The organism is Streptomyces sp. Ru71 (genome assembly GCF_002920535.1).
Taxonomy (GTDB): Bacteria; Actinomycetota; Actinomycetes; order Streptomycetales; family Streptomycetaceae; genus Streptomyces.
The window spans coordinates 1-8,607 of the sequence record NZ_PQSS01000139.1; the positions used below are offsets into that span (position 1 = coordinate 1).

At 73.6% G+C, this 8,607-nt stretch carries 5 protein-coding genes and 1 pseudogene; 5 read left to right on the forward strand and 1 reads right to left on the reverse strand.

Annotated features, from left to right (window positions below):
* From C3489_RS37355 to sucD, 4 genes and pseudogenes are all read left to right on the forward strand, one after another.
* Nucleotides 1–1,344 (forward strand): annotated as a pseudogene (locus C3489_RS37355) (DUF5682 family protein); the annotation flags it as partial.
* Entirely contained in the window at nucleotides 1,341–2,606 is a 1,266-nt protein-coding gene (locus C3489_RS37360; RefSeq protein ID WP_258055127.1) for a VWA domain-containing protein, read from the forward strand. The pseudogene C3489_RS37355 and the gene C3489_RS37360, both read left to right, overlap by 4 nt.
* Nucleotides 2,607–3,135: 529 nt before the next feature.
* Nucleotides 3,136–4,317, forward strand: a complete 1,182-nt coding sequence (gene sucC / locus C3489_RS37365; protein ID WP_103786588.1) for an ADP-forming succinate--CoA ligase subunit beta — start codon at nucleotides 3,136–3,138, stop codon at nucleotides 4,315–4,317.
* 21 nt (nucleotides 4,318–4,338) lie between these two features.
* The gene (gene sucD / locus C3489_RS37370; protein ID WP_103786589.1) at nucleotides 4,339–5,223 is read left to right on the forward strand and encodes a succinate--CoA ligase subunit alpha; all 885 of its coding nucleotides are present in this window, start codon (nucleotides 4,339–4,341) and stop codon (nucleotides 5,221–5,223) included.
* 163 nt (nucleotides 5,224–5,386) lie between these two features.
* Here sucD and C3489_RS37375 read toward each other — a convergent pair whose 3' ends face one another.
* A complete protein-coding gene (locus C3489_RS37375; protein WP_103786590.1) occupies nucleotides 5,387–6,463 on the reverse strand; it encodes a helix-turn-helix domain-containing protein in 1,077 nt (358 codons plus the stop codon).
* A gap of 114 nt (nucleotides 6,464–6,577) precedes the next feature.
* Here C3489_RS37375 and C3489_RS37380 point away from each other — a divergent pair.
* Nucleotides 6,578–8,607, forward strand: a 2,030-nt coding sequence (locus tag C3489_RS37380) for a DUF6350 family protein (RefSeq protein ID WP_374936811.1), incomplete at its 3' end; no start/stop codon positions are given.

The window sequence follows — 8,607 nt, forward strand, 5'->3', positions numbered from 1 at the left end:
GGACGTGCCGCTGGCGCTGGTCCACGACCGGCTCGTCGTGGGCGACGTGCTGGGGGAGGTGCCGCGGACGGCGCCGGCCGTGCCGCTGCAGCGCGACCTGGAGCGGCTGCAGCGCCGGCTGCGCTCAAGCCGGAGGCGGCGCGTCGGGAGCTGGAACTGGACCTGCGCAAGGAGACCGACGCCGAGCGCAGCCGCCTGCTGCACCGGCTGCGGCTGCTGCGGATCGACTGGGGTGAGCCGGTCGCCTCACGGGGCAGCACGGGCACGTTCCGGGAGACCTGGCGGCTGGACTGGGAACCGGAGCTGTCCGTGCGGGTCGCGGAGGCCGGGGTGTGGGGCACGACCGTGCTCGCGGCGGCGACCGGCAGGGCGGAGGCGGACGCGGTCGCCGCGCAGTCCCTGGCGGAGGTCACCGCGCTCGCCGAGCAGTGCCTCCTGGCCGGCCTCGCCGGCGCGCTGCCCACGGTGATGCGGGTCCTCGCCGACCGGGCCGCGCTCGACGCGGACGTCGGTCATCTCGCGCAGGCCCTGCCCGCGCTGGTCCGCGCCCTGCGCTACGGCGACGTGCGGGGCACCGACACCGGGGCGCTGGCGGAGGTCGCCGCGGGCCTCGCCGAGCGGGTCTTCGTCGGTCTGCCTCCGGCCTGTGCCGCGCTCGACGCGGACGCCGCCGCGGAGATGCGGCGCCATGTGGACGCCGTGCACACGGCGGTGGGGCTGCTGGCCGACCCCCCGGCCGCCTCGGGCGGTGCGGCGAGCAGGCCGGAGGACAGCCCGGCCGAGGGGCGGGGCGGGCTGCGTGTTCGCTGGCTGGGCGTGCTGCGGGTGCTGTCGGGGCGGGACACGGTGCCCGGGGTGATCCGCGGGCGAGCCGCACGCCTGCTGCTGGACGCCGGCGAGCTGGACCAGGACGCGGCGGCCCGGCTGATGGGGCTCGCCCTGTCGCCGGGGACGCCGCCGGCCGAAGCGGCCGCGTGGATCGAGGGCTTCGTCGGCGGCGGGGGCGGCGGGATGCTGCTGGTGCACGACGAGCAGCTGCTCGCTCTGGTCGACGGCTGGCTGACCGGGGTGCCTGCGGAGGCGTTCACGGATGTACTGCCCCTGCTGCGGCGGACGTTCTCGGCGTACGAGCCGGGGGTACGCAGAACGCTCGGCGAGCTGGTGCGGCGCGGGCCGAGGGAGCGGGGGAGTACGGCCGACGGCGCGGACGGCGTCCCGGGCTTCGGGCCTGGCCTCGACACCGAGCGGGCGGACGCGGTGCTGCCCGTGGTGCGGCTGCTGCTGGGCCTGGGCGAGGCCCGGACGATGTCCGACGACAACGATCTCGCGGGCGTGGGCGGATGACGACGGAAGCGACCACAGGAGCCGACCGACCGGACCTGCCGGACCCGGCAAACCGGGTGGCCCCGGAGCACGAGGCGCTCCCTGCACGCCAGGCGGCCCCGCAGGGCGAGGTGGATCAGTTGGCGCGGGAGCGGTTGCGGCGTTGGCGGCTGGTGCTCGGTGGGGGCGCGGCGGACGGTACCGGGTGTGCGCTGTCCGGCCGGGACGCGGCGATGGACGGGGCGCTGGGCGCGCTGTACGGGAAGGGGGACAAGGCGCAGGGGGGCCGGGACCGAGCGGCGGGCCTCGGGGCGTCGGCGCCGTCCGTGGCGCGCTGGCTGGGGGACATCCGCACCTACTTCCCGTCCTCCGTCGTCCAGGTCATGCAGCGGGACGCCATCGACCGGCTCGGCCTGTCCACGCTGCTGCTGGAGCCGGAGATGCTCCAGGCGGTCGAGGCCGACGTGCACCTCGTCGGGACGCTGCTGTCGCTGAACAAGGCGATGCCGGAGTCGACGAAGGAGACCGCGCGGGCCGTCGTGCGCAAGGTGGTCGAAGACCTGGAGAAGCGGCTCGCCACCCGCACCCGGGCCACGCTCACCGGCGCGCTGGACCGCAGCGCCCGCGTCCACCGGCCCCGCCACCACGACATCGACTGGAACCGCACGATCGCGGCCAATCTCAAGCACTACCTGCCGGAGCACCGGACGGTCGTACCCGAGCGGCTCGTCGGGTACGGGCGGGCTTCGCGGTCGGTGAGGAAGGACGTCGTGCTGTGCGTCGACCAGTCGGGGTCGATGGCGGCGTCCGTCGTGTACGCCTCCGTCTTCGGGGCGGTGCTGGCCTCGATGCGGTCGATCAGCACGCGGCTCGTCGTCTTCGACACGGCGGTCGTCGACCTCACCGACCAGCTCGACGACCCGGTGGACGTGCTGTTCGGCACCCAGCTGGGCGGCGGGACGGACATCAACCGGGCGCTCGCCTACTGCCAGTCGCGGATCACCCGGCCCGCGGAGACGGTGGTCGTGCTGATCAGCGATCTGTACGAGGGCGGCATACGCCAGGAGATGCTGAAGCGGGTCGCGGCGATGAAGGGGTCGGGGGTGCAGTTCGTGACGCTGCTCGCGCTGTCGGACGAGGGGGCGCCCGCCTACGACCGGGAGCACGCGGCGGCGCTCGCCGCGCTGGGCGCACCGGCGTTCGCCTGCACGCCCGACCTCTTCCCGGAGGTGATGGCGGCGGCGATCGAGAGACGGCCACTGCCCGTACCGGCCGGCCCCTGACGCGAGGCAGTCTGACGCGAGGCAGGGTATGTCCATGACACCGGTGGGTAGGCGCAGGAAGCCCGGACGGACTCCGTGGGGCCGACGGACCCCGGATGGCCGAAAGCCGTCGGCTTGTCCGGAGGGAGCCCCGCGGTAAGGAGGCGGACGGTCCCCATTGGGGTGGGGATCGCCCGCCTCGCCCTGAGCGGGACGCGCGCCTCCGGGAGGTCCTCCGGGCCCTCGGCGAGGAGGTTCCCGGCCCCTTCAGGGCGGCTCGAAGGCCTCACCGGGTCAACCCCAGCCCGGTGAGGTCCCGCACCGCCTGGCACTGGGTGCCGTGAGGCGCGGCATCGTGTGACGGGTATCACCGCTCAGGTGTGACCTCCGATTTAGAGCCGAAACGCCAGCGGGGATAACCTGCGAGACGGACATGCCGCGCGCTCGGACACCGTGTGCGCCTCCCTTGTGACAAGCGGACGTCACGTTGCCCTTCGCGGCACGCCCACGCATCCAACGAACCGCGAGATCACGATAGGGACGGAAGCGCGTGGACCTGTTCGAGTACCAGGCGAGGGACCTCTTCGCCAAGCACGATGTACCGGTGCTGGCCGGTGAAGTCATCGACACGCCTGAGGCGGCCCGCGCAGCCACTGAGCGCCTCGGTGGCAAGTCCGTCGTCAAGGCCCAGGTGAAGGTCGGCGGCCGTGGCAAGGCCGGTGGCGTGAAGCTCGCCGCCAGCACCGACGAGGCGGTCGAGCACGCGACCAACATTCTCGGCATGGACATCAAGGGCCACACGGTCCACAAGGTCATGATCGCCGAGACGGCCCCGGAGATCCTGGAGGAGTACTACGTCTCCTTCCTCCTCGACCGTGCCAACCGCACCTTCCTCTCCATCGCCTCCGTCGAGGGCGGCATGGAGATCGAGGAGGTGGCGGCCACCCGCCCCGAGGCCGTCGCGAAGATCGCGATCGACGCCATCGACGGTGTGGACGAGGCCAAGGCCCGCGAGATCGTCGAGGCCGCGAAGTTCCCGGCCGAGGTCGCGGACAAGGTCGTGAACGTCCTCGTCAAGCTGTGGGACGTCTTCGTCAAGGAGGACGCCCTCCTGGTCGAGGTCAACCCGCTGGCCAAGGTCGCCTCCGGCGAGGTCATCGCCCTCGACGGCAAGGTCTCCCTGGACGACAACGCCGAGTTCCGTCACCCCGACTTCGAGGAGCTCCACGACAAGGCCGCCGCCAACCCGCTTGAGGCGGCCGCCAAGGAGAAGAACCTCAACTACGTCAAGCTCGACGGCGAGGTCGGCATCATCGGCAACGGCGCGGGTCTCGTCATGAGCACCCTGGACGTCGTCGCGTACGCCGGTGAGAACCACAAGGGCGTCAAGCCCGCCAACTTCCTCGACATCGGTGGCGGCGCCTCCGCCGAGGTGATGGCGAACGGCCTGGAGATCATCCTGGGCGACCCGGACGTCAAGTCCGTCTTCGTCAACGTCTTCGGCGGCATCACTGCCTGCGACGCCGTCGCCAACGGCATCGTGCAGGCCCTGGAGCTCCTGGAGAGCAAGGGCGAAGAGGTCACCAAGCCGCTGGTCGTCCGCCTCGACGGCAACAACGCCGAGCTGGGCCGCCAGATCCTGGACGACCGCAACCACCCGCTCGTGCAGCGCGTGGACACCATGGACGGCGCGGCCGACAAGGCCGCCGAGCTGGCTGCTGCCGCGAAGTAAGGGACGAGGTCACAGAACACCATGGCTATCTTCCTCACCAAGGAATCCAAGGTCATCGTCCAGGGCATGACCGGCTCCGAGGGCCAGAAGCACACCAAGCGCATGCTGGCCTCCGGCACCAACATCGTCGGCGGCGTGAACCCGCGCAAGGCCGGCACCACGGTCGACTTCGACGGCACCGAGGTCCCGGTCTTCGGCTCCGTCAAGGAGGCCATCGAGAAGACCGGCGCCGACGTCACGGTCATCTTCGTCCCTGAGAAGTTCACCAAGGACGCGGTCGTCGAGGCCATCGACGCCGAGATCCCGCTGGCCGTCGTGATCACCGAGGGCGTCGCCGTGCACGACACGGCCTCCTTCTGGGCGTACGCCGGCAAGAAGGGCAACAAGACCCGGATCATCGGCCCGAACTGCCCCGGCCTGATCACCCCCGGCCAGTCGAACGCCGGCATCATCCCGGCCGACATCACCAAGCCGGGCCGTATCGGCCTGGTGTCGAAGTCCGGCACGCTGACGTACCAGATGATGTACGAGCTGCGTGACATCGGCTTCTCCACCTGCGTCGGCATCGGTGGTGACCCGATCATCGGCACCACCCACATCGACGCGCTGAAGGCGTTCCAGGACGACCCCGACACCGACCTGATCGTCATGATCGGCGAGATCGGCGGCGACGCCGAGGAGCGGGCCGCGGCCTTCATCAAGGAGAACGTGACCAAGCCGGTCGTCGGCTACGTCGCGGGCTTCACGGCGCCCGAGGGCAAGACCATGGGTCACGCCGGCGCCATCGTCTCCGGCTCTTCTGGCACCGCACAGGCCAAGAAGGAGGCCCTTGAGGCCGCCGGCGTCAAGGTCGGCAAGACGCCGACCGAGACGGCCAAGCTCGCCCGCGAGATCCTGGCCGGCTGAGCGTACCGACCGATCGTCGGTGGGCCCGTCCCCTGCGTGGGGGCGGGCCCGCCGGCGTTCGGGTCATGTGCCGGGTGCCGGCGGGTGGTGGGCTGGTCGCGCCCACGCGGCGGAGCCGCACACCGAAACGGCCCCGCGCCCCCGGGCCGGCTGTTGTGGCCGCTCACCAAGCCGATGGAGCCAACCGTTCCGGTCCGCTCATCGGCGCCTCCCGCAGCTTCTCCCGCAGCTCCAGTTCCGCCTTGGACAGCGGCCCCGGTGCAGGCTTGGCCGGCACTCCGCGTACCGCCTCTCCAGGGGGAACCGGTGGCTCGTACTGCGTGGGGGCCGAGCGGAGCGTGAACGCCGTCGCACCGATGATCGTGACCGTGAACGCGATGGCCGCCCGCGCCCAGAACCGCGCCCGGCGTTCACTGCCGACCCGCACGTTCGTCGGCCGGGGCGCACGCAGCCGCTCCGTCCCGGCGACCTCCGTGAGCCGCCGGTGCAGCACCGCCGGGCCCTCCAGCTCCGGCAGCCGGGCGACGAGCGCCTCCCGCGCGTGCAGCAGCCGCTTCGCGGTCGCGGGCGTGCTCGCCTCCGTCTCCGCCGCCGTCTCCGGCAGCCCGAGGCCGACCCCGTCGTAGAGCAGCAGTGTGCGCCGGTACGACGGCGGCAGCTTGAGGAGTACGTCCATCAGCGCGCGGTCGGCCGGGGCGGCCGGCGGTGGTTCGGGGTGCCGGTAGCGGGGGCGGAACCGGTGCCAGGGGGAGAGCGCGTACTCGTACGCCGTCGCCCGCACCCAGCCCGCCGGGTCGCGGTCCCGGGCCACCTCGGGCCAGCGCTCCCAGGCCTGCTGGAAGGCGCGCTCCACCGACTCCCGGGCCAGCTCCCGCCGCCCGGTGAGCAGATACGCCTGCCGGACCAGCGCCGGGGCGCAGAAGGCGTAGAGCGCGTCGAACGCCTGAGCGGGCGTCAGTGAGCGTGCGCCAGAGGACGCTTCCCCGTGTCCGGGCGCCCCGGCGGCATCGCCCTGACCCTCCGTCACCTGGTCGGATCGTCCCGCCAGCGATTCCAGCAGCTCCACGTACGCCTCCCGTTTCGGGCCGCGGGGAGTCGAGTGGCCCGACTCCCACGCGCGCACCGCACCCTTCGACACGCCCAGCCGGTCGGCGACCTGAGCGTGTGTCAGCGCGCCTGCCTCACGCAGGCGTCGGCGTTCCTCGGGCGGGGGGAGCGGGATGGCAGGGCTCTGCGTCACCGGACACCCCTTCGTACGAAAAAGAACATAAACGTATATTGAGCGACACAACGGAGCTTCGCCCGTTACGCCCGGAAAGCGCGTGTCGTTGGGACCATGGCGGTCGTGAGCCAGATGACCGACCGTCGATCGTCCTTGCCGCCCCTGCTCCTGCGGATGCGCAGGCGGTCGCCCGGGCTGGGCACGAGCCTGCTCGGCGGCGCGGTCGCCGCGGGCCTGGGGCTCGGCTCGCTCGCCGTGCTCGTGATGATGCTGTGGATCAGCTCGCCGTTCCCGGACAGCGGACCGGGCGGCGCCCTGCACATCGCGGCCGCGCTCTGGCTGCTGGGGCACGGCGCGGAGATGGTCCGCACCGACACCCTCTCCGGCCTGCCCGCCCCCGTGGGGGTGACCCCGCTGCTGCTGACGGTGGTGCCGGTGTGGCTGGTGCACCGGGCGGCCCGGGACGCGGTCTACGGCCATGACACGGGGCCGCTCGTGCGGGGCCGTACGGCCTTCGCCGGTGTCGTCCTCGGCTACCTGGGTGTCGGCGCGGCGGCCCTGCTGTACGTGTCCTCGCGCGGGGAGCTGCGGCCGGCCTGGACCTGGCCGGGTCCGGCGCCGCTGGGCCTGCTCGTCGTGGCGGCGGCCGGCGCCGGGGTGTGGACGGCGCACGGGCACCCCCGCGAGCCGCTGGACAGCGTGCTGGTGGTGCTGCCGGGACCGGTGCGGCGGCTGCTGCTCGGCGCGGACGCACGGGCCCGGCTGGGCGCGGCCGCGCGGGCCGCGTGCGCCGGCGCGGCGGTGCTGATCGGGGGCGGGGCGCTGCTGGTGGCGGTGTCGCTGGTGTGGCACAGCGGGGCGGCGCACGGGTCGTTCCTGCAGCTGACGACGGGTTGGTCGGGCCGGTTCGCGGTGCTGCTGCTGTGCCTGGTGCTGGTGCCGAACGCCGCGGTGTGGGCCGCCGCCTATGCGCTCGGCCCCGGCTTCTCCCTGTCCGTCGGGCATCTCACCGGTCCGCTGGCCTCCGACCCGGTCCCGCAGCTGCCGCCGTTCCCGCTGCTGGCGGCCGTCCCGACCGGCGGCCCCGGAACCCCGCTGAACTGGGCCACGGCCGGGGTGCCGTTGGCGGCCGGGGTGACGGTCGGCTGGTTTCTCGGGGTGGCGGCGAGCGGCGTGAGCAGCGGTCGGCACGGGCGGCCGGACGGGGTGTGGCCGCGCGGGCGGACCGCCGGGGCCGCGGCACTCGCGGCGGTGCTGTGCGGGGCCTTCCTCGCCGGCCTCGCGGCGCTGGCGGGCGGGCCGCTCGGGGTGGCGGCACTCGCCCGGTTCGGGCCGGTGTGGTGGCAGGTCGGCGCCGCGACCGTGCTGTGGACCGGGACGGCGGCGATCCCGCTGGCGCTGATCGTACGGGCGTGGCGCGGCAGGGCACGCGGAGCCGGCACGGAGGCCGGCGCCCCGAGAACCGCCGGCCGGATCCCGGCCGCCGCGACGGCCGGCGGGGCAGCCTCCGCACCGCCCGTACGGCCGAGGATCGGCGGCCCCCGACCGGAGCCGGTGCCGCCCGAGCGCCGCAGCCGGCTGCCATGGCGACGGTCGAAGGCCACACACCCCCTGCCGGGCCAGGAGACGCCGGCGCAGCACAGCACCGGCCCGTCACAGCCGGCCCGGGAGGAGACCTACGGCATCGTGGCCCCGAAGGACCCGTTCCCGGCCCACAACCACGAGAACCCGCCAGCCGATCCCCCCACCCCGCCCGGCCTCGCCGCGCCGCCGCCCACAGCCCCGCACCCCATCCGACAACACCCCGACCAGGAGGCCCCCGCCCACAGGACTTCGGCAACCAGACCCCCGGCCCGAAGCTCACCGGCGCGCAGGACTTTGGCCAGACCCCCGGCCCGGAGCTCACCGGCGCGCAGGCCCCTGTCCAGCAGACCCCCGGCGTCCGGGCCCCCGGCCAACAAGCCCCCGGCCAGGAGGCCCTCGGTCCGCAGACCTTCGGCCAGCCGTCCGCCGGCCAGCAACCCCCCGGCTCGCAGACCTCTGGCCGACAGGCCTCCAGCCACCAGGCTCCGGACCCGAAGACCCCAGGCCTGGAGACCCCAGGTCCGAAGTTCACCGGCCCGCAGGCTCCTGGCCCCCATGCCCCCAGCCATCAGGCCTCC

Bases quoted from the DNA above. Each gene is read 5' to 3' on its own strand.
- C3489_RS37360 (WP_258055127.1), top strand. From the start codon at position 1,341: ATGACGACGGAAGCGACCACAGGAGCCGACCGACCGGACCTGCCGGAC.
- sucD (WP_103786589.1), top strand. From the start codon at position 4,339: ATGGCTATCTTCCTCACCAAGGAATCCAAGGTCATCGTCCAGGGCATG.